Source organism: Curvibacter sp. T50, from assembly GCF_057219955.1.
On the sequence record NZ_JBXVVU010000001.1, the window covers coordinates 1,812,827 to 1,832,024 of the forward strand.

Annotated in this window: 18 protein-coding genes and 1 other RNA gene; 5 read left to right on the plus strand and 14 right to left on the minus strand. The window is 67.1% G+C overall.

The features are described from left to right. Positions 1-58 precede the first annotated feature (58 nt). The 4 genes from AC2EBU_RS08630 to dapF are packed head-to-tail and all read right to left on the minus strand — an operon-like array spanning position 59 to position 3,871. Positions 59-1,252 (minus strand): class I SAM-dependent rRNA methyltransferase, encoded by a 1,194-nt coding sequence (locus AC2EBU_RS08630; RefSeq protein ID WP_484609946.1) that lies wholly within the window; start codon positions 1,250-1,252, stop codon positions 59-61. A gap of 48 nt (positions 1,253-1,300) precedes the next feature. Then, positions 1,301-2,296, minus strand: coding sequence for a tyrosine recombinase XerC (locus AC2EBU_RS08635; protein ID WP_484609947.1), 996 nt, complete (start codon positions 2,294-2,296; stop codon positions 1,301-1,303). A 19-nt stretch (positions 2,297-2,315) separates the two neighbouring features. Continuing rightward, entirely contained in the window at positions 2,316-2,981 is a 666-nt protein-coding gene (locus AC2EBU_RS08640; RefSeq protein WP_484609948.1) for a DUF484 family protein, read from the minus strand. 11 nt (positions 2,982-2,992) lie between these two features. Further along, positions 2,993-3,871: a diaminopimelate epimerase gene (gene dapF / locus AC2EBU_RS08645; protein ID WP_484609949.1), complete on the minus strand. Its 879-nt coding sequence runs from the start codon at positions 3,869-3,871 to the stop codon at positions 2,993-2,995. A gap of 75 nt (positions 3,872-3,946) precedes the next feature. On the opposite strand from dapF, the gene AC2EBU_RS08650 reads away from it, so the two are divergent. After that, positions 3,947-5,593, plus strand: coding sequence for an MBL fold metallo-hydrolase (locus tag AC2EBU_RS08650; protein WP_484609950.1), 1,647 nt, complete (start codon positions 3,947-3,949; stop codon positions 5,591-5,593). A gap of 2 nt (positions 5,594-5,595) precedes the next feature. On the opposite strand, the gene nhaR is transcribed toward AC2EBU_RS08650, so the two are convergent. Continuing rightward, complete coding sequence (gene nhaR / locus AC2EBU_RS08655) at positions 5,596-6,495, minus strand: transcriptional activator NhaR (protein ID WP_484610150.1); 900 nt, start codon at positions 6,493-6,495, stop codon at positions 5,596-5,598. Between the two features lie 137 nt (positions 6,496-6,632). Here nhaR and AC2EBU_RS08660 point away from each other — a divergent pair, with 137 nt between their 5' ends. Continuing rightward, entirely contained in the window at positions 6,633-7,151 is a 519-nt protein-coding gene (locus tag AC2EBU_RS08660) for an Rrf2 family transcriptional regulator (protein ID WP_484609951.1), read from the plus strand. Positions 7,152-7,194: 43 nt separating this feature from the next. Here the strand turns inward: AC2EBU_RS08660 and rnpB are convergent. Beyond that, positions 7,195-7,514, minus strand: an RNA gene (rnpB, locus tag AC2EBU_RS08665) — RNase P RNA component class A. Between the two features lie 98 nt (positions 7,515-7,612). Between rnpB and cysK the strand changes: the two genes are divergently transcribed. After that, positions 7,613-8,533, plus strand: a complete 921-nt coding sequence (gene cysK / locus AC2EBU_RS08670) for a cysteine synthase A (RefSeq protein ID WP_484609952.1) — start codon at positions 7,613-7,615, stop codon at positions 8,531-8,533. Positions 8,534-8,596: 63 nt separating this feature from the next. After that, a complete protein-coding gene (locus AC2EBU_RS08675; RefSeq protein ID WP_484609953.1) occupies positions 8,597-10,399 on the plus strand; it encodes an NAD(P)/FAD-dependent oxidoreductase in 1,803 nt (600 codons plus the stop codon). A gap of 290 nt (positions 10,400-10,689) precedes the next feature. Here AC2EBU_RS08675 and htpX read toward each other — a convergent pair whose 3' ends face one another. The 8 genes from htpX to AC2EBU_RS08715 all read right to left on the minus strand — a co-directional run bounded on the left by htpX (position 10,690) and on the right by AC2EBU_RS08715 (position 18,030). After that, positions 10,690-11,565 (minus strand): protease HtpX, encoded by an 876-nt coding sequence (gene htpX / locus AC2EBU_RS08680; RefSeq protein ID WP_484609954.1) that lies wholly within the window; start codon positions 11,563-11,565, stop codon positions 10,690-10,692. A gap of 69 nt (positions 11,566-11,634) precedes the next feature. Further along, a complete protein-coding gene (locus AC2EBU_RS08685; RefSeq protein ID WP_484609955.1) occupies positions 11,635-12,426 on the minus strand; it encodes a DUF3025 domain-containing protein in 792 nt (263 codons plus the stop codon). Beyond that, positions 12,411-13,442, minus strand: a complete 1,032-nt coding sequence (pyrC, locus tag AC2EBU_RS08690) for a dihydroorotase (RefSeq protein WP_484609956.1) — start codon at positions 13,440-13,442, stop codon at positions 12,411-12,413. Before pyrC ends, AC2EBU_RS08685 begins: the two co-directional genes overlap by 16 nt. A 167-nt stretch (positions 13,443-13,609) precedes the next feature. Then, complete coding sequence (locus AC2EBU_RS08695) at positions 13,610-14,347, minus strand: amino acid ABC transporter ATP-binding protein (RefSeq protein WP_484610151.1); 738 nt, start codon at positions 14,345-14,347, stop codon at positions 13,610-13,612. A gap of 17 nt (positions 14,348-14,364) precedes the next feature. Further along, entirely contained in the window at positions 14,365-15,033 is a 669-nt protein-coding gene (locus AC2EBU_RS08700; RefSeq protein ID WP_484609957.1) for an amino acid ABC transporter permease, read from the minus strand. A 92-nt stretch (positions 15,034-15,125) separates the two neighbouring features. Next, positions 15,126-15,884: an amino acid ABC transporter permease gene (locus tag AC2EBU_RS08705; RefSeq protein ID WP_484609958.1), complete on the minus strand. Its 759-nt coding sequence runs from the start codon at positions 15,882-15,884 to the stop codon at positions 15,126-15,128. Between the two features lie 87 nt (positions 15,885-15,971). After that, a complete protein-coding gene (locus AC2EBU_RS08710; protein ID WP_484609959.1) occupies positions 15,972-16,871 on the minus strand; it encodes a transporter substrate-binding domain-containing protein in 900 nt (299 codons plus the stop codon). A 214-nt stretch (positions 16,872-17,085) separates the two neighbouring features. Continuing rightward, entirely contained in the window at positions 17,086-18,030 is a 945-nt protein-coding gene (locus tag AC2EBU_RS08715) for a LysR substrate-binding domain-containing protein (RefSeq protein WP_484609960.1), read from the minus strand. Positions 18,031-18,142: 112 nt separating this feature from the next. On the opposite strand from AC2EBU_RS08715, the gene AC2EBU_RS08720 reads away from it, so the two are divergent. Beyond that, entirely contained in the window at positions 18,143-19,099 is a 957-nt protein-coding gene (locus tag AC2EBU_RS08720) for a complex I NDUFA9 subunit family protein (protein WP_484609961.1), read from the plus strand. The last annotated feature ends 99 nt before the right edge of the window (positions 19,100-19,198 follow it).

A 19,198-nucleotide genomic window follows, 5' to 3' on the forward strand; every position in this document is an offset into this window, starting at 1 on the left:
GATATTTATAGCAACATATCACCTTTTTGCGCTGGGTATTGCCACTTTTCAATGAAAATCAGGCCCCGGCAGGCTTTTTCAGCACGATCAGGCCCTTGAGGTATTCGCCCTCGGGAAAATGCAGCGTCCAGGGATGATCGGGCGCACCCTGCAGGCGGGCCAGGATGCCGGCCTGCACCCCGGCGTCAATCCCGGCAGCCGCCACGATCTTGTGGAACAGATCGGCACTGATTCCCCCGGAGCAGGAGTAGGTGAACAAGCTTCCCCCCGGTTCAAGCAGTTGCAGGGCCAGGCGGTTGATGTCTTTGTAGGCCCGCGCCGCACGCTCCGCATGGGCCGCGGTCGGCGCAAATTTGGGCGGGTCCAGCACGATGGCGTCAAAGCGCCGGCCCTCGTCCAGAAAGCTCCGCAGGCTGGCATTGACGTCGGCGTCCAGAAACTGTGCCCGCCCGGCGTCAAAGCCGTTGAGCGCGACATTGGCCCGGGCGCGCTCCAGCGCCGGCCCGGAAGAGTCGATGGACGTCACGGCCGCCGCGCCGCCCGCCAGTGCCGCCACGGTGAAGCCGCCCGTATAACAGTAACAGTTGAGCACCCGCTGCGCACCCCGCTGGCGCACATGCGCCGCAAACAGGTGGCGGCTGTCGCGCTGGTCCAGATAGAAACCCGTCTTGTGGCCTTGGGCAATATCCAGCGTCAGGCGCCAGTCGTGCTCGCGAATGGTCAGTTCGGTGGGGCCGTCCCCGTGGAGCCAGCCGCAGGCCTGGGGCAGCCCCTCCAAGGTCCGCACACTGGCATCCGAGCGCTCATACAGGCGCGCCAGCCCGGTCGCCGCCAGCAAGGTGTCGACGATCACGCCTTTCCAGCGCTCGACGCCACAGGCGGTGAACTGCGCCACCAGGGTGTCCCCGTACCGGTCGACGATCAGGCCGGGCAGGCCGTCCGATTCGCCATGGATCAGCCGCACCCCGTCACTGGCCACGCCCAGCAGTGCCCGATACTGCAGCGCCAAGCCAACCCGCCGGGCAAAGAAGCCGGCGTCGATCCGTTCGGCCGCATCAAAACTCCACACCCGCAGCCGGATGCGCGACGTGGGACTGAACGCCGCCCACGCCAGGAAGCGGCCGTCGGCGGCTTCCACCCGCACGGTTTCGCCCGAATCGGCGCCCCCACGCTGGATTGCCCCGTCAAACACCCACGGGTGCCCCCGCAACAGGGCGCGTTCCTTGCCGTCCTTGAGCCGTATGGTTTTCATGGCCCCTATTGTCGTCCGCGCCCAGCGCAGCCCCCGCGGCCATGCCGTTCAGGATGCCGGTTTCTTGCGCGCGCGAGGATGGGCGGCGTCGTAAACGCGCGCCAGATGCTGAAAATCCAGGCGGGTGTAGATCTGGGTGGTACTGATGTTTGCGTGGCCCAACAACTCCTGCACCGCCCGCAGATCGCCGCTGGACTGCAACAGATGGCTGGCAAACGAATGCCGCAGCATGTGCGGATGCACCGGCGTCGCCAGGCCCGCCAGGGCGCTGCGGCGGCGAACCCGCTGCCAGACGGCTTGCGGCGTCAGACGGGTGCCGCCGCGCCCGATGAACAGCGCGCGCCCGGCATCCTCATCCGCCGCCCCGGCTGCCGCGGTGGTGCCCCGAAGCTCCAGCCACTTTCCCAGCGCCCGGGCTGCCGCGGCACCCAGCGGCACGGTGCGCCGTTTGGCGCCCTTGCCCTGCACCTGCACCTGGGTGGACTCCGGCTCGACCCAGCCCCGGCCGGCGGCCAGGGCCGCCGCACTCGCGCGGCAGTCCAGCCCGACCAGCTCGCCCACGCGCAATCCGCAGCCGTACAGCAACTCGACCATGGCGTCATCCCGGGCCCGCAGCCAGGGATCGTCGTCCGCGGCCAGATGGTCGGCCAGCAACACCGCCTCGTCCACCGCCAGCGCCTTGGGCAACGGGCGGGGAGCGCGCGGCGCCCGCACGTCCTGCACCGGGTTCGCGGTGACCAGTCCCTCGCGCCCCAGCCAACGGTAGAAACCGCGCCAGCCGGACAGGATCAGGGCGATGCCGCGCCCGCTGCGGCCGCCTGCGTGCATGCGGGCGACCCAGCGCCGTACCTGTTGGGTGGTGACCCCGGTCAGCGCCACCGGCCACTCGGTCGCCAGCGTCTGCAGTCGCTGCAGATCCAGCCGGTACAGCTCGACCGTGCGCGCAGCCAGCCGCCGCTCCACCCGCACATGGTCCAGATAGCGGGCGATCAGCGCCGCGTCGCCGCCCGCAGGGGCATCGGCCGGGCCGCAAGGGGCTGCCATGGCGACGGCCGGTTGTCGCCTACAGCCGCAGGCGCGACAGCGACGCCGCTGCGGTATCGGCCAGGCGCTCCAGGAACTCGGTGCCCATGCCGGCATGGAACCGCTGCGAGTCGGGCGAGGCCAGCACCAGCATGCCGAACGCCAGCGGGGAGGACTCGTCGCGCAAAGCCAGCAGCGCCACCGAGGCAACCGCCTCCGGATGGTCCAGCCAGCCCACCGCATCAAACCCGGCATTGACGCCGCAATACGGAACCACCAGTGACGAGGCCAGGTTGCGAACGTCTTCGCCTGCACCCTGGGCGAAGGGGCTGTCCGCGTGGTCCGGATGCAAGTCCCACAGCTTCAGTGCCACCTGCGGCACCTGGAACTGGGTCTGGATCTCCTCGACGATGGTCGCGGGCAACAGCTCGGGCGCACGCACCCGGAACAGGCACCGGGCCCAACGCTGCAGGCGGTCGGCAATGACCATGTTTTCGTTGCCATGGCGAATCATGTCCATCATGCGCCGCTCCAGCGCCCGAATCTTGTCGCGCAGCATCTCGGCCTGGCGCTCCTGCAGGCCGACCGCGCGCTTGCCGTGCGGGCTGGTGAGCTGCACCGAGGCCAGCAACTCGGCATGCCGCTCGAAAAAGTCGGGCGTATTGACCAGAAAGTCGGCAATGTCGTCCTCAGTGATAGGGGTCATGGACGGATGGTTCATGCAAGCTCCGGAAGTTCAATTTCACCCTCAAACACCCTGGTCGCCGGCCCGGTCATGCGCACAGGATCGCGCTCCCCGCCGGCCCATTCGATGGTCAGCACACCACCCCGGGTGTGGACGTCGACGCGCGGGTCCAGCAGTCCCAGACGGATCCCGGCCACCACGGCGGCGCAGGCGCCCGTGCCACAGGCCAGGGTTTCGCCGGCGCCGCGCTCGTACACCCGCAACCGCACCTGCGCCCGGTCGACAACCTGCAGGAAGCCGGCGTTCACCCGCCGCGGAAAGGCCGGGTGAGCCTCGATCTGCGGACCGATGTGCGCCACCGGCGCGGTATCCACATCGTCCACCAGAGTGACGGCATGCGGATTGCCCATGGACAAAACCACTACCGAAACCAGAGCATCAGAGGACCATTTAACGCTGGGTAGTGGCCATTTTTGCGTCAAACCGGCCAATTCGGGACGCAAACCGGCCGGATCGAAGGGGATCGCGGCCAGTTCAAACACCGGCGCGCCCATGTCGACTGTCACACGCCCATCGGGGTTGTCGATCAGTTCGATCACGCCACCGACCACCCGGACTTTGACCCGCGACTGGGTGGTCAGGCCTTTTTCCCGCACATAGCGCACAAAGCAGCGGGCGCCATTGCCGCAATGTTCCACCTCACCGCCATCGGCGTTGTGGATGACATATTCGAAATCGACCCCGGCGGCAGGCGACGGGCGCACGGACAGAATCTGGTCGGCACCGATGCCGAAATGCCGATCGGCCAGAAAGCGGTACTGCGCGGGCGACAGGCCCAGTGGACCGCGGGTCTCGTCGAGAACGACAAAATCGTTGCCGGCGCCCTGCATCTTGGTAAAGCGAATTCGCATGGCCGGATTATCCGCCGGCCGCGGCGGTGGTGCCGGTGTGACGGAGCCCGATGGCAGTGCTGTCGATAATGGCGCATGGTCCGCCCTACCCAACTGCTCCACCCGCAGCGCGAGCCCGCTCCGCTGCGCCCCGCCGCTACCGTCCTGCTGCTGCGTGACACGCCACAGGGGATTGAAGTGCTCATGACCCGCCGCTCCCTCACCGCCAGCTTCGCGCCCGGCGCCTATGTGTTTCCCGGCGGCGGTATCGATGCCGCCGACGCCGGCGCGCACGGCCAGGCCACACGACGCCCCACGCAAAGCGAGCAGCACCTCACGCAGGCGATCGCTGCCATCCGCGAAAGCTTCGAAGAACTGGGCGTCCTCCTCGCCCGCCACAGCGACGGGCGGTACGCCGATGGCGACGACATTGCCGCCCTGGATCGCCGCGCCCCGCTGACCGCGCAATGCGCCGCCCGTGGCCTGACCCTGACGGCGGCCGAGGTGTTTGTGCTGGCGCACTGGATGACCGACCGCGACCTGCCGCGCCGCTTCGACGTGCCCTTCCTGGTGGCGCGCATGCCCGAGGGCCAGACGCCCGTGGCCGACGAGTCAGAGCAGTTCGAGCCGGTCTGGGTGCGCCCGGCCGAAGCCCTGACCCGCCACAGGGCGGGGCAGTTCTTCATCATCTTTCCCACCATCCGCACCCTGGAGCGCCTGCAAGCCTATCCCAGCGTCGACGCCGTTCTGGCCGCCTGCGCCGAAAACGAACAGCCCCTGTGGACCAGTTGCCCCCGCGCCGGCTGGCTCGACGGGCACGAAGCCCGCTACATGGAGCACGAGCCACCCTACGGCGAATTGCACCTGGTCAGCCCCGACGGCCAGATCGTGCACCACCTGGACTGGCGCAATGACGAGCCGGTGCGCCTGCTCAACAACGTCATGCGGCTGACGGCGCCCAACCCCGGCGTGATGACCGGACCCGGCACCAACAGTTACCTGGTCGGCGACCCCGACACCGGCTACATCGCCATCGACCCCGGTCCGGCCGACGAAGAGCACCTGCGCCGGATCTGGCAGGCCGCCGGCGGGCGGATCACGGCGATTGTCTGCACCCACTCCCATCCGGACCATTCGCCCGGCGCCCGGCCGTTGCAGGCCCTGTGCCACGGCAAACCGCTGGTGCTGGGACTGGCCTCGGCCCCGACCGCCCGGGCCGCCAGCCACTTCGTCCCCGACCGGGACCTGGTTGACGGCGAGCGGCTGCGCCTGGGCCGCGGCGACACGGGCCACACCCTGCGGGTGGTCCATACCCCTGGCCACGCGGCCAACCACCTGTGCCTGGTGCTGGAAGAAGACGGCCTGCTGTTCAGCGGCGACCATGTCCTCAACGGCAGCACGACCGTCATCGACCCGCCGGACGGCAACATGGCGGCGTACCTTGATTCGCTCGACCGTCTGCTGGCCGCGTGCCGCGACGGCGGGATCGGCTTCATCCTGCCGGCCCATGGCTATGTGCTGGGACAGGCGGCCGAGGTCATCGCGCAGCTGCGGGCGCACCGGCTGCGCCGGGAAGCCAAAGTGCTGGCCGCGATGCAAGCCCGCCCGGACGGCAGCGTCGACGACTGGGTGCAACTGGCCTACGACGACGTACCGCCCCGCCTGTGGCCCGTGGCCAAACGGTCCCTGCTTGCCCACATCGAACACATCGAAAGCCTCGGCGCATTCAACGCCCGGGGGTAGGCTCAGCCCGGACTGAACAGACTGGCACGGGCCTCGCGGGTAATCGCCACCACACAGGGATGGGTGATGCGGCGCTCCACCGAAACGGCGTAGAAAGATTCCAGCAACTCGTCCGTGCGCCCGAGCACCTCGACCCCGTGCAACGCAACGGTCTCGGCCTCCAGCACGGACGGATACAGAAACACCCCTTTGCCCTGGCGACCGAAGGCGGTCATCAGGGCGCCGTCGTCGAATTCGCCCACGATGCGCGGATGCAACTGGCGCGCAATCAACCAACCGTCCAGCTGTTGCCGCACCGACGATGAAGCTCCCTGGATCAGCATGGGCGCACCGTTCAGACACAGCGGAAACTCCCCCGGCAGCTGCTCGCGCAGGCCGCGGGTACAGAAAAAGCTCATGGGCGTGGTGCCCAGCGGGTGGTTGAACGCCCGCACACTGAGACGGCGGGACAAGGGCTCATCGGCCACCACCAGGTCCAGGCGGTGCATTGCCAGTTGGGCCAGCAGGTCGGCAAACTTGCCCTCGCTGCCAATGAGTCGCACCGGCTGATCCAGTGAGAGCGCGGGCTCCAGCAGGTGGTATGCCACCGATTTGGCGACCGAATCTGCCACGCCGACCCGAAACTCCAGCGTCCGGCCGGCCGCATTGCCCTGTCGCAAGCTGCTTTCCAGTTCCGCCCCCAGCGTGAAGATCTGGTCGGCGTAGGACAGCGCCGTGCGGCCATCGTCCGTCAGCTCCAGCTGGCGCCCGCTCTTGCGCAGCAAACGCCGGCCCAGACGGTCTTCAAGCAGCTTGATCTGGCCGGAAACCGTCTGGGGAGTCGTGTGAAGCTGCTCGCCGGCACGCACCACGCCGCCCGAGCGGGCGGTCACCCAGAAATAGTGCAGGTGCTTGTAGTTGATGATGGCCATGGCGCAAACAGTTCGGTTTAATCTACATGATTGTCACGTTATTTCGAATTTATTTTATCGTCACGAACTCCTACATTACAAAGGCGTCAGAAGATTTACCTGCCGCTTCATCCACGAAGGAGCACACCATGCGTTTGAGCACCAAGGGTCGTTTTGCCGTTACCGCCATGATTGACGTCGCCCTGCGGGAAAGCCGGGGTCCGGTGTCCCTGTCGGCCATCAGCGTCCGCTACCAGCTCTCGCTGTCCTATCTGGAGCAATTGTTCAGTCGCCTGCGGGCGGCTGGCCTGGTGGACAGCACCCGTGGCCCTGGCGGCGGCTACACCCTCGCCCGCCGCGCCGAAGCGATCAGTGTGGCCGACATCATCGCCGCCGTGGAGGGCCAGGGCGAGGAGTCCGTCGCAGCCGCCGATGCCATGACCCAGGATTTGTGGAACAGCCTCAGCGACCGCCTGACCGACCACATGCGCTCGATTTCTCTGCGCAGCCTGGTCGATGCCCAGCGCGCCCGCGAACCCCAGGCCGAGGCCGACAAGCCGGTGTTGCGCCGGGGCGTCTACAACCGCCCCAACCGCGCCGCCCCCGCGCGTTCGGCGATTCCGAACTCGGTTTTTGCGCTTGGCGCAGCCCTGTCGCCACGGGGTTGAAGACACCGACGCGGCAGGCTGCCGCAGTGCCGGCGCGGAAAAAGTGTGAAGCCCGCCGGTACGCCGGATTCTGTGCACCCCGGTCGCCCGGGGCGTGACCGCCATTACTCTGGGCCGGGGGTCGCCCACCCGGCTCGATGCCACCTACCCGCCAGCTCTGCGGAGCCACATCAACGCTGGCCTACTTGGTGTTGCTGCGCGTAGAGATTGCCCGTTTCACCCGCACTGAAGCGGCTCGTCTCTGTTGCTCTGATCCTCACCTCACGGTGGAGAGCCGTTAGCTCCTACGCTGCCCTGCGCAGTCCGGACGTTCCTCCAGTGCACCCTTTCGGGCCTTGCACCAGCGGCGGTCTGGCAGGCTTCACCGGGGGATTATCGCCTTTGGCATATCCATATGCCGGAATCCGTCGAACGTCTGCGCCAGAATGCCCGCTCGACTGGACAACACCGGAGACCCGACCATGAAAGCCCGCACCATCCTCGACACCATCGGAAACACCCCGCACGTGCGCATCCAGCGCCTGTTCGGCACCAGCCACTCGGTCTGGGTGAAAAGCGAGCGCAGCAACCCCGGCGGCTCGATCAAGGACCGCATCGCGCTGGCCATGGTGGAAGACGCCGAGCGCTCCGGCGCCCTGCAGCCCGGCGGCACCATCATCGAGCCCACCTCGGGCAACACCGGCATCGGCCTGGCCATGGTGGCGGCGGTGAAGGGCTACAAGCTGATCCTGGTGATGCCCGACAGCATGAGCATCGAGCGCCGCCGCTTGATGCTGGCCTACGGCGCCAGTTTTGACCTGACACCGCGCGAAAAGGGCATGAAGGGCGCCATCGCCCGCGCCGAAGAGCTCAAGGCTGCCACGCCCGGCGCCTGGATTCCGCAGCAGTTCGAAAACCCCGCCAATATCGACGTGCACGTGCGAACGACTGCGCAGGAAATCCTGGCCGACTTTCCTGACGGCATCGACGTGCTGATCACCGGCGTGGGCACGGGCGGCCACCTGACCGGCACCGCCCGCGTGCTCAAGGCCGCCTGGCCGAGACTCAAGGTCTACGCGGTGGAGCCGGCCGCGTCGCCGGTCATCAGCGGCGGCGCGCCGTCACCGCACCCGATCCAGGGCATCGGCGCCGGCTTCGTGCCGAAGAACCTCGACACCAGCCTGCTCGATGGCGTGATCCAGGTGGACGCCGAACCCGCGCGCGAGATGGCGCGGCGCTGCGCGCGCGAAGAGGGCCTGCTGGTGGGCATCTCCTCGGGCGCCACACTGGCCGCGATCGCCCAGAAGCTGCCCGACATCGCCGCCGGCGCCACCGTGCTGGGCTTCAACTACGACACCGGCGAGCGTTACCTGTCGGTCGAGGGGTTCCTGCCGACGCCGTAACCGGGTTTGGCGCCGTATCATCGGCCTCCCCCTGCTTGATGACCACAAGCCCCGAGGCCCTCCATGATCCGCATTGCCGAACTCAAGCTGCCGCTGGCTGACCTGCCGGTGGCGCACCGCCGCCCCGCTGACGCGCCGGCCGAAACCGAGCACGACCGCGTCCCCCCGCCCCACCCAGAGGCCGCACTGCGCCGCCTGGCCGCCCAGGCGCTGGGCATCCCGGAGGCCGCCATCGCCGCGCTGGACGTGGCCAAACGCAGCTTCGACGCCCGCAAGGCCGAGCTGGTGGCGGTGTTCATCGTCGACGTGACGCTGGCCGACCCCGCGCAGGAGGCCGCGCTGCTGGCGCGCCACGCCGGCCACCCGCACATCCAGCCCACGCCCGACACCACCTGGCACGCGCCGGTCCACGCGCCTGAAGGCCTGGCCAGCCGCCCGGTGGTGGTCGGCTTCGGTCCGTGTGGCATGTTTGCCGCGCTGGTGCTGGCGCAGATGGGGTTCCGGCCCCTCGTGCTGGAGCGCGGCCGCACCGTGCGCCAGCGCACCAAAGACACCTGGGGCCTGTGGCGCAAGAAGACGCTGTTGCCCGAATCGAACGTGCAGTTCGGCGAAGGCGGGGCCGGCACCTTCTCGGACGGCAAGCTCTACAGCCAGATCCGCGACCCGCGCCACCTGGGCCGCAAGGTGATGCAGGAATTCGTCGCCGCCGGCGCACCGTCCGAAATCCTCTACGTGGCGCATCCGCACATCGGCACCTTCAAGCTGGTGAAGGTGGTGGAACACCTCCGCGAGCAGATCGTCGCGCTTGGCGGCGAAATCCGCTTCGAGCAGCGCGTGACCGATCTGCTGACCGACACCGCCCCGGACGGCACGCGCCGCCTGCGCGGCCTGCAGGTGCTCGACCTGCCGACCGGCGAGACCCGGACGCTCGCCGCCGACCACGCGGTGCTGGCGCTGGGCCACAGCGCGCGCGACACCTTCGCCATGCTGCACGCGCGCGGCGTGTTCCTGGAGGCCAAGCCGTTTTCGATCGGCGTGCGCATCGAGCATCCGCAAGGCGTCATCGACAAAGCCCGCTGGGGCCGCCACGCCGGCCACCCGCTGTTGGGCGCGGCCGACTACAAGCTGGTGCATCACGCGGCCAACGGCCGCACCGTCTACAGCTTCTGCATGTGCCCCGGCGGCACCGTGGTGGCCGCCACCAGCGAACCGGGCCGGGTGGTGACCAACGGCATGAGCCAGTACTCGCGCAACGAACGCAACGCCAACGCCGGCCTGGTGGTGGGTATCGATGCCGCCGACTTTCCGCTGGAACTGGCGGCCTGGCAGGCCGCGTTCGGCGAGGAAGACGGCGCGATGCTGGCCGCCGAGGCCACCGCGCTGGCCGCGCAGACGCCGCCGCAGCCCCACCCGCTGGCCGGCATCGTGCTGCAGCGCGCGCTCGAATCGCGCGCCTTCGAAGCCGGCGGCGCCAGCTACGAAGCGCCGGGGCAGCTGGTGGGCGACTTCCTGGCTGCCCGGCCGTCCACCGCCTTCGGCACCGTGGCCCCGTCATACAAGCCCGGCGTGAAACTGGGCGACCTGGCCACCGTGCTGCCGGCCTATGCGGTGAAAGCGATGCGCGAGGCGCTGCCAGTGTTCGGCCGCAAGATTCGCGGCTACGACCGCGCCGACGCGGTGATGACCGGCGTCGAGACCCGCACCTCCTCGCCGTTGCGCATCACGCGCGGCGACGACTTCCAGAGCCTGAACCTGCGCGGCCTGTTCCCGGCCGGCGAAGGCGCGGGCTATGCCGGCGGCATCCTGTCGGCGGGGGTGGACGGCATCAAGGTGGGCGAGGCGGTGGCGATCAGCCTGGTGGATTGAGGCATCCTAAGGGACGAACGGCCCCCCGGAGACTGCGTGGCCGCAAGCCGCCAGGCGACCCGCAAGGCCTCGCCCCCGAGGCGGTCGAACAGGCGCTCCTTTACTATGCTAAAGATAGCAACAGTCGGCCTTTTTACGATGGGTACAGCCTGAAAAGCGCCGAAATTCGCGCTCACAGAACTTCGGCGGCCACGCCACAATGCGCAAAAAAAAGCAGCGTCGAAACGCTGCTTTTTTCATAGCGTCCCAGCACCTTTTCGCGCTGGGTATGGGCAGGAATCACCGATATTTCAGCCTTGGGACTGCTGCAGGCGGGCGATACGCTCTTCAATCGGCGGGTGGGTGCTGAACAGCTGGCCGATGCCACCGGCAATGCCCATCGCGGCCATGCTCTTGGGCAGTTCGGCGGTGTGCAGTCCGCCCAGGCGGGCCAGGGCGTTGATCATGGGCTGCTTGCGGCCCATCAGGTCGGCGGCGCCCGCATCGGCGCGGAATTCGCGCTGGCGCGAGAACCAGGCCACGATGATGGCGGCCAGGAAGCCCAGCAGGATGTCCATCACGATGGTGGTGATCAGGTAGCCGATGCCGGGGCCGGAGTTTTCCGAATCACCGCGGCGCAGGAAGCTGTCCACCGCGTAGCCGACCACGCGGCTCAGGAACACCACGAAGGTATTCATCACGCCCTGGATCAGGGTCATGGTGACCATGTCGCCGTTGGCGATGTGCGCCACCTCGTGGCCGATGACGGCCTCGACTTCTTCGTGGGTCATGTTCTGCAGCAGGCCGGTGGACACCGCCACCAGGGCGGAGTTCTTGAAGGCGCCGGTCGCAAAGGCGTTGGGATCGCCTTCGAAGATGCCGACCTCGGGCATGCCGATGCCGGCTTTGTCGGCAAACTTGCGCACGGTTTCGACGATCCAGCGCTCGTCGGCCGAGCCGGAACCATCGATCACCCGCACGCCGGAGCTCCACTTGGCGACGGGTTTGCTGATCAGCAGCGAGATGATCGCGCCGCCAAAGCCCATGATCAGGGCAAAGCCCAGCAAGGCGCCGAGGTTGAGGCCGTTGGCGGTCAGGAACCTGTTCACGCCGAGCAGGCTGGCCACGATGCCCAGCACAACGACCACGGCCAGGTTGGTCAATACAAACAGGATGATGCGTTTCATGTCAGTCAGGGTAAACAGCCCCGCAATGTGGAGCCGATGGCGCGAATATTAGGGCCGGATCGGGTGAAATCAAGCCACCCGGTCCAAATCCGGCTGCAGATACGGGCTTTCCGGCGGCGCCGGGCGCACACGCGCCGGCCGGAACACCGTGGGGTCGGCGTAAAACTCCGGCGCTTCGTTGGCGGCCCACCAGCCGGGCACACCCAGCACCGGCAGCGGCACGAAAGGCTTGGCCGCCAGCCTGGCAGCTGTGAGATCCTGGGCCAGCCAGGTGTCCAGCGCCGCCACCGAGCCCCAGGGCTGGCTGACCCGCCAGACATGCACGGTGATCGACTTGTAGGGCGTCACGAGTTTTTCCAGCGCCGCGTGGCCGAACACCACCAGTTGCGCCTGCGCCCACAGCGGACGCAGTTCACCGAACAGCCGCTGCCACTGCCGTGTCGCCAGCGCTTCCCACAGCGCGTCGGGCGCGTGCACCAGCGCGCCGTTTTCGTCGAGCACGGTGATGGCGTCGCGCACCGGCCCGCGCACGGCGACGCCGCGCGCGGCGATTTCCGCTGCCTGGATCTGGTTCAGCCGCCGCTTGGCCTGCGGGAACACCATCCAGCACAGTGCGTTGAAAAAATCGTGCAGGTTCTCGCGCGTCGGTACCTGGCCGCGCTCGAAGATGAATTGCTCGTAAGCCATGCCGGGCGGCAGCGCATCCTGGGAGACAAACGGCACCGCCGCGCGCCCGCACCGGTTGGCGGCATCGGGGACGCCGTCACCGGCGTCCACCCCTGCCTGGACCAGGCGCCCGGCGTCCCGCCAGGGCGCGAGCCAGGGGCGTTGCCAGTCGATGCCGTTCAGGCCAGCCGCCATGGCAGCGCTTCGCCCGCGCGCAGGGGCTTGAGCTCCGCCTCGCCGAAGGCGAACGACTCCGGCGGCGTCCAGCTTTCCTTGCGCAGCGTGATCGTACCGGTGTTGCGCGGCAGGCCGTAGAAATCGGCGCCGAAGAAGCTCGCGAAGCCTTCGAGCCGGTCGAGCGCGCCGGCGGCCTCGAAGGCCTCGGCGTACATCTCGATGGCCGCGTGCGCGGTGTAGCAGCCGGCGCAGCCGCTGGCGTGTTCTTTCAGGTGGGCCGGGTGCGGCGCGCTGTCGGTGCCCAGGAAAAACTTGGGGTTGCCACTGGTGGCGGCCTGGACCAGCGCCAGGCGGTGGGTTTCGCGCTTGAGCACCGGCAGGCAGTAGTAATGCGGCCGGATGCCGCCGGTGAAGATGGCGTTGCGGTTGTACAGCAGGTGGTGCACGGTGATCGTGGCGCCCAGCAGCGCGTCTTCACCCGCGACGTATTGCGCCGCTTCTTTTGTGGTGATGTGCTCCATCACGATCTTCAGGCCGGGAAAGTCGCGCCGAAGCGGCATCAGCTGCTGCTCGATGAACACCGCCTCGCGGTCGAACAGGTCGATGTCGGGGCTGGTGACCTCGCCGTGCACCAGCAGCAGCAGACCTTCGCGCTGCATGGCTTCCAGCGTGGGGCAGGTCTTGCGGATGTCCGTCACGCCGGCGTCGCTGTTGGTGGTGGCGCCGGCCGGGTAGAGCTTGACGGCAACCACACCCGCCTCTTTCGCGCGGCGGATTTCGTCGGGCGGCAGGTTGTCGGTGAGGTAGAGCGTCATCAACGGCTCAAACGCCAGGCCGACGGGCACGGCGGCGCGGATGCGCTCGCGGTAGGCCACGGCCTGGGCCGCGGTGGTCACCGGCGGCCTGAGGTTGGGCATGATGATCGCGCGGCCGAACTGCGCGGCGGTGTGCGGCACCACGGTGTGCAGCGCGGCGCCATCGCGCACGTGCAGGTGCCAGTCGTCGGGGCGGGTAAGGGTGATCTCGGAGGTCATGGGACCGATTGTCCCAGACGATCGACCCGCCACCGTCCCAGCGCGTCGCGAGCGGGTGTAGGGCAAGGCGCGGGTGTCAAGCCGCCGCAACGTACTTCAGGTACGTGAGGACGGCCTGAACGGGACCCGCAACGCCGCCCGGCGCCCGCGCAGTAGCGCCTTCGCGTCTAATGCGACAGGATCTTGTTGAGGAAGTCCTTGGTCCGCGGCTGGCGTGCGTCGGGATTGCTGAAGAACTCATCCTTGGGGCAGTCTTCCAGAATCCGGCCGCCCACGTCGATGAAGATCACGCGGTTGGCGACCTTGCGCGCGAAACCCATTTCGTGCGTGACCACCATCATGGTCATGCCTTCCTTGGCCAGTTTCACCATCACGTCCAGCACCTCGCCCACCATTTCGGGGTCGAGTGCGGAGGTCGGCTCGTCGAACAACATGACGATCGGGTCCATGGACAGCGCCCGGGCGATGGCCACCCGCTGCTGCTGGCCGCCGGAGAGCTGGCCGGGGAACTTGTCCTTGTGCGCCATCAGGCCCACGCGGTCGAGCATCTTCAGGCCGCGGGTCTTGGCTTCGTCGGGGCTGCGGCCCAGCACCTTGATCTGGGCGATGGTCAGGTTTTCGGTGACCGACAGGTGCGGGAACAGCTCGAAGTGCTGGAACACCATGCCCACGCGGCTGCGCAGCTTGGGCAGATCGGTCTTCGGGTCGTGCAGACCGATGCCATCGACAAAAATCTCGCCCTTCTGGAAGGGTTCGAGCGCGTTGACCGTCTTGATCAGCGTGGACTTGCCCGAACCCGACGGCCCGCAAACCACCACCACATCCCCCTTGTTGATGTGGACCGAGCAGTCATTGAGCACCTGCACCGGGCCGTACCACTTGGAAACATTCTTAATTTGAATCATCGACATGTCCGGTCTCCTCAACGGATGATCTGAATCTTGAGCTGAATACGCCGCACGGCATACGACAGCCCCATGCACATCACAAAATACACCACCGCTGCCAGCAGGTAGGCCTCCACCGGGCGGCCCAGGTTCTTGCCGGCGGTCTCGAAGCCCTTGAGCAGGTCGTAGGCGCCGATGGCATACACCAGCGAGGTGTCCTGGAACAGGATGATGGTCTGGGTCAGGAACACCGGCAGCATGTTGCGGAACGCCTGTGGCAGGATGACCAGCTTCATGTTCTGGCCGTAGGTCATCCCCAGCGCATAGCCGGCGTTCACCTGCCCACGCGGAATCGACTGGATGCCCGCGCGCACGATTTCGGAGAAATACGCCGCCTCGAACGCGATGAAGGTGATCACCGCCGAGGTTTCGGCTCCCAGCGGGCGGCCGATGGCAAACGGAATCAACAGGAAGAACCACAGCAGCACCATGACCAGCGGGATGGAGCGCATGGTGTTGACGTAGGCAGCTGCAGGGATTTCGAGAAACTTGTTGCCCGACAGACGCATCAGCGCCAGCACCGTGCCCAGCGCGATGCCGCCGATGGTGGCCACCACCGTCAGCCAGAGGCTGAAGATCAGCCCCTTGGTGACGAAAGGACCGATCAGCGACCAGTCGAAGAAGGAAAAGTCCAGGGAACCCATGTCAAGCCTCCCGACGGGCCGCCCCTAGGGTGGCTTGCGCCCCCTCGGGGGGCAGTGAAGTACACAAAGTGACGAACGTGGGGGCCATCATGTCAATGCCCCCCGCTCATGCCGCCCGCGGCGACAAATCCGGGCACCCGCGACTTCTTCTCGATGAAGCCCATGATGCGGTTGACGGCAAAGGCGGACACCGCATACAGCAGGGTCACCGCCAGGTACATCTCCACCGGCTGCGAGGTTTCCTCCCCGGACTGGCGGGCGAAGAACGTGAGTTCCGCCACCGATACCGCAAACGCCACCGACGAATTCTTGATGATGTTCATCGACTCGCTGGTCATCGGCGGAATCACGATGCGCAGCGCCATCGGCAGCAGCACGTAGCGGTAGGTCTGCGCCGTGGAAAATCCCAGCGCCATGCCGGCGTAGCGCTGGCCACGTGGCAGCGCCTGAATACCCGAGCGCACCTGCTCGGCCACCCGTGCCGAGGTGAAAAACCCCAGTGCCAGGATGACCAGGATCTCCGAAGGCACGTCCTTCATGGCCGGAAAAATCGCCGGCACCACGAAGTACCAGAGAAAGATCTGCACCAGCAGCGGGATATTGCGAAACAGCTCCACCCACGCATTGGCCAGACGCACCAGCCAGGGGTTATCGGGAAGGGTCCGCAAGGTGCCCATCACCAGCCCGGCGACCAGTGCCACCACCAGTGCGCTGAGCGACACGGTGAGTGTCCAGCCCCAGGCGGAGAGGATCCAGTTCAGGTATGTCTGGTCCCCCCCCTTGCCAAAACAACCGGCGATGATGTCACCGGTGGTGGTTTCCTTGCAGAAAACCTTCCAGTCCCAGGCCATTCTTGTCTCCTGTGGGATTTCGGTCGGAAAAACGGGATACAAAAAACCCCTCCGGCGCGGGCCGAAGGGGTCTCGCCGAACGGCTGCTTACTTCTTGGCGTAGTCTTCCATCGGCTTGTCGTTCGGGCTGGCCCAGGCGGCCTTGGTGCTTTCCGACAGGGCCAGGCCCACCTTGATGTTCTTCGGCGGGATGGGCTGCATGAACCACTTGTCCCACATCTTGGCCATGTCGCCGGACTTCACCAGGGCGGCGATGGCGTCATTGCCCACTTTCTTGAAGGCCGCGTCATCCTTGCGGATCATGATCGCGATCGGCTCGACGCTCAGCACTTCACCGACGATGCGGAAATCGGCGGGGTTCTTGGCGTTGGCGATGTTGCCGGCCAGGATGGAGCCGTCCATCACAAAGGCGTCCGCACGGCCGGACTCCAGCAGCAGGAAGCTGTCGGCATGGTCTTTGCCGAACACTTCCTTGAAGTCCACGCCCGCGCCGCGCTCGTGTTTGCGCAGGTGCTGCACCGAGGTGGTGCCGGTGGTGGTGGCAACGTTCTTGCCATTGAGCTGGGCAATGGACGTGATGCCGGAACTGGTCTTCACCGCGATACGCACTTCTTCGACGTAGGTGGTGTTCAGGAAGGCTACGTCCTTCTGGCGGGTGGCGTTGTTGGTGGTCGAGCCGCACTCGATATCCACCGTGCCGTTCTGCACCAGGGGAATGCGGTTCTGCGAGGTGACCGGGGTGTATTTCACTTCCAGCTTGCGGCCGACCGCTTTTTCGACTTCGGCAACGATGCGCTGGCAGACTTCGACATGGAAGCCGGCGAACTTGCCGTCGCCGAGCGTGTAGGACAACGCGCCGGACGATTCACGCACACCCATGCTGATGGAGCCGGAGGCCTTGACCTTGGCCAGCGTATCGTTGGCTTGCGCCATCGCGCTGCCGGCAGCAACGGTAGCCACGGCAAATGCAATCAGATGCTTCTTCATGAAGGTTCCTTGAAAACAAAAAAGTTGAAAACAACGGAAACAGGCATTCTAGGGACTTGTCAGTTTCGTGAAACCCGGAAAACCCTAGCGGCGACCTGCCGCGAAACCGACCCTTTTCGGGCCAAGCAGACTTCGTGCCCGTCGCGGTGGCGGACTGTAGAGGCATCTCCCCAATTTCGCCAATGCCGAATGCGGGGAGGTCCATGCATTTTTTTTATGACAGCAGCGCCCGCCCTGGCGGCTGGCTGTGAAGCCACTCCCACAAAGCCTGGGCCTGGTGCTTGTTCGGCTCGCGTCCGGTGGGCTTCTCGCGGTAGGCCCGCACTTCCATCACCATCTCCAGCGGCGGTCCGCCCGGCCCTGTGGCACTGACCAGCCTTTTCGCGCGCACATCCTTGCGCACCGCGCTGGCCGGCAGGAACGCCACGCCATGGCCCTCCAGTGCCATGGCCTTCAGGCCCTCGGCCATGTCGGTTTCATAGACGCGGTCCAGATGCACCGGCACGGCAGCTTCTTTCAGGATCAGCTCGACCACGCGGCCCAGATAGGCTCCGGGGGCATAGCCCAGGTAGGGCAGCGGGCGCCCCAGGGTTCCGGGCAGCCGGTGCAGCGGCTGCCCGTCCGCGCCGGGCCGCACCCACGGCGCGAGCAACTCCTGCCCCAGCACCATCATGTCGTAGCGCTCGGTATCCAGCTGCAGCGGCTGCGACGGGTGGTGATAGGCAATCAGCAGGTCGCAGCTGCCTTCGACCATGCGCAGCACCGCATCATGCACATTCAGTGCGATCAGGCGGCTCTTGAACGAGCCGAAACTCTGCCGCAGTCCCGACACCCAGGCGGGGAAAAAGGTGAACGCGAGGGTGTGGGGCACGGCGAATTCGATCACGTCCTGCCCCGCCGCCGAATGCCCGCGCAACATGGCGCGGGTGCCCTGCAGCGCCTGCAGGATTTCCAGCGACTGGGTGTAGAGCGTCTGCCCGGCGGGGGTGAGGCGGGTGGGGTAGGAGCTGCGGTCCACCAGGTCGGTCCCCGCCCAGGCCTCCAGGGCCTGGATGCGCCGGGAAAACGCCGGTTGTGTCACATGCCGCAACTGCGCCGAGCGGCTGAAGCTGCGGGTTTCGGCAAGACTGACGAAGTCTTCAAGCCATTTGGTCTCCATCGGCCGCATTATGGGCCGCGTCGGCGGGTTCGCCGCGAACCGCCACCCCTGGGCCAGGCAGGGTTTTCCGCAGCAAACGGCCTGGGGGCCATCGACACGGTAGAGTGACGCCATGGAACCTGTGCTTGTCTTGGGCGGAACCGGATTCGTCGGCCGCCACCTGTGTGAAAAACTGGTCCGTGCCGGCTACCCGGTCACGGTCGCAACACGCGCCGGAACACAGACTTCGCCGTTGCGGTGTCTGCCGCGCCTGAACCTGGTGCAGGCCGACATCCACGACGCACCCGTTTTGGGCGATCTGGTCGCCGGCCATCGGCTGGTCGTGAATCTGGTCGCGGTACTGCACGGAGACCAAGCCCGGTTTGCCGCCGTCCACGTCACCCTGCCCGGCCAGCTGGCCCGGGCCTGTCACGCGTCCGCCGTGCGCCGCCTGGTGCATGTCAGCGCACTCGGTGCCGACACTGCGGGTCCGTCGATGTACCAGCGCAGCAAAGGGCGTGGCGAACAGGTGCTGCGCGAAGCCCTCGCCGGGAGCGCCACAGACGGGTGCATCGTCCGGCCGAGCGTCATTTTCGGCGCGCAGGACCGCCTGCTCAACCTGTTTGCCCGCCTGCAGGCCTGGCTGCCGGTGCTGCCGCTGGCCGGCGCGGGCTGCCGCTTCCAACCGGTCTGGGTCGAGGATGTGGCCGAGGCCATCGTGCGTTGCCTGTCTGCCCCCACCCCCCCGGCGCCGGTCATCGAGGCGGCGGGGCCCGACGTGATGACACTGCGCGAACTGGTGACCCTGGCCGCGACCGCCAGCGGCAAGCCGGCGGCGCACATCCTGCCGCTGCCGGACACCCTGGCCCGCTGGCAGGCCCGCCTGATGGAGCTCGCCCCCGGCGAGCCTTTGATGAGCCGCGACAACCTGGCGTCCATGGCGGTGGACAACATCGCCAGCGGCCAGTTTCCCGGCCTTGCCGCCCTGGGGATCACACCTGCCAGCGTCGCGGCAGTGGCACCCGGCTACCTGGGGCAGCGCGGTCCGCGTTCCGGCCTGGATGGCCTGCGCAGAGGCGCTGGCCGCTGAAGCCCGACAGCAGCGGCCGCTCCTTCTTCGGCAGCAGCCCTCCGGTCCCGGCGCATTCAGCGTGCGGCCAGCATCAATGGCCGGCGTCGAATTCATCAA

What these genes read in the sequence shown, in the direction of transcription:
- AC2EBU_RS08685 (WP_484609955.1), bottom strand. Translation starts at nt 12,426, where the DNA reads ATGGCGGCTGGCCTGAACGGCATCGACTGGCAACGCCCCTGGCTCGCG.
- AC2EBU_RS08660 (WP_484609951.1), top strand. Translation starts at nt 6,633, where the DNA reads ATGCGTTTGAGCACCAAGGGTCGTTTTGCCGTTACCGCCATGATTGAC.
- AC2EBU_RS08720 (WP_484609961.1), top strand. Translation starts at nt 18,143, where the DNA reads ATGGAACCTGTGCTTGTCTTGGGCGGAACCGGATTCGTCGGCCGCCAC.
- AC2EBU_RS08705 (WP_484609958.1), bottom strand. Translation starts at nt 15,884, where the DNA reads ATGGCCTGGGACTGGAAGGTTTTCTGCAAGGAAACCACCACCGGTGAC.
- AC2EBU_RS08640 (WP_484609948.1), bottom strand. Translation starts at nt 2,981, where the DNA reads ATGACCCCTATCACTGAGGACGACATTGCCGACTTTCTGGTCAATACG.
- AC2EBU_RS08710 (WP_484609959.1), bottom strand. Translation starts at nt 16,871, where the DNA reads ATGAAGAAGCATCTGATTGCATTTGCCGTGGCTACCGTTGCTGCCGGC.
- htpX (WP_484609954.1), bottom strand. Translation starts at nt 11,565, where the DNA reads ATGAAACGCATCATCCTGTTTGTATTGACCAACCTGGCCGTGGTCGTT.
- AC2EBU_RS08630 (WP_484609946.1), bottom strand. Translation starts at nt 1,252, where the DNA reads ATGAAAACCATACGGCTCAAGGACGGCAAGGAACGCGCCCTGTTGCGG.
- AC2EBU_RS08695 (WP_484610151.1), bottom strand. Translation starts at nt 14,347, where the DNA reads ATGATTCAAATTAAGAATGTTTCCAAGTGGTACGGCCCGGTGCAGGTG.
- dapF (WP_484609949.1), bottom strand. Translation starts at nt 3,871, where the DNA reads ATGCGAATTCGCTTTACCAAGATGCAGGGCGCCGGCAACGATTTTGTC.
- AC2EBU_RS08700 (WP_484609957.1), bottom strand. Translation starts at nt 15,033, where the DNA reads ATGGGTTCCCTGGACTTTTCCTTCTTCGACTGGTCGCTGATCGGTCCT.
- cysK (WP_484609952.1), top strand. Translation starts at nt 7,613, where the DNA reads ATGAAAGCCCGCACCATCCTCGACACCATCGGAAACACCCCGCACGTG.
- AC2EBU_RS08635 (WP_484609947.1), bottom strand. Translation starts at nt 2,296, where the DNA reads ATGGCAGCCCCTTGCGGCCCGGCCGATGCCCCTGCGGGCGGCGACGCG.
- AC2EBU_RS08650 (WP_484609950.1), top strand. Translation starts at nt 3,947, where the DNA reads ATGGTCCGCCCTACCCAACTGCTCCACCCGCAGCGCGAGCCCGCTCCG.
- AC2EBU_RS08675 (WP_484609953.1), top strand. Translation starts at nt 8,597, where the DNA reads ATGATCCGCATTGCCGAACTCAAGCTGCCGCTGGCTGACCTGCCGGTG.
- pyrC (WP_484609956.1), bottom strand. Translation starts at nt 13,442, where the DNA reads ATGACCTCCGAGATCACCCTTACCCGCCCCGACGACTGGCACCTGCAC.
- AC2EBU_RS08715 (WP_484609960.1), bottom strand. Translation starts at nt 18,030, where the DNA reads ATGGAGACCAAATGGCTTGAAGACTTCGTCAGTCTTGCCGAAACCCGC.